The sequence below is a fragment of the Shewanella sp. MF05960 genome (assembly GCF_050849305.1).
In the GTDB taxonomy this organism is placed as follows: Bacteria; Pseudomonadota; Gammaproteobacteria; order Enterobacterales; family Shewanellaceae; genus Shewanella.
In genome coordinates this window covers 1-519 of sequence record NZ_JBOZPS010000067.1, presented here as the reverse complement: position 1 = coordinate 519, position 519 = coordinate 1, and the positions used below count along the sequence as shown (strand labels likewise).

Sequence of the window (519 nt, the reverse complement as noted above, 5' to 3'; positions counted from 1 at the left end):
CTTAAAGACATCACGCGTCGCACCAATCGCTCAGAAGTGCTTGACCTAAAAGCCCAGCGGGGAACGCAGGAATTTCGAGTGATAAGGCGTTGGTTTGCAGAAGAAAAACGATTTTGCATCTGGCTAACCAACTTACCGGCAGAGTCTTACTCAGCCGATGACATTATGGCGATTTACCGCTGCCGCTGGCAGGTTGAGCTGCTGTTCAAAGAGTTGAAATCACATACAAACTGGCAGAGATTTGCCACCGCGCAGAAAGCGATAGTTGACGGCCTAGTATGGGCCAGCCTGCTGGCACTTATCATCAGACGCAGCACCGCGATGCGCATCATGCCTTCAGTTTCGCTGTTCAAAGCGGCAAAGAATGTGGATGTTTGGCTGCTGCCAATCTTTGAGTGTATCTGTCATCGGGCTTGGTCAGAAATAACAGAAAAGATAGACTGGGCGGTCTGCTATATAACAATAAACGCAAAAAAGTCACAACAAAGAAAATCTAGAAAAGACATAACGTTAGATGGA

The 519-nt window shown here is 47.4% G+C and carries 1 protein-coding gene; it reads left to right on the top strand.

All coding sequences use genetic code 11. The annotated features are described in order from the left end of the window. Positions 1 to 519: transposase (locus tag ACROAE_RS20615; RefSeq protein ID WP_432406205.1), on the top strand; the 519-nt coding region annotated here is incomplete at both ends.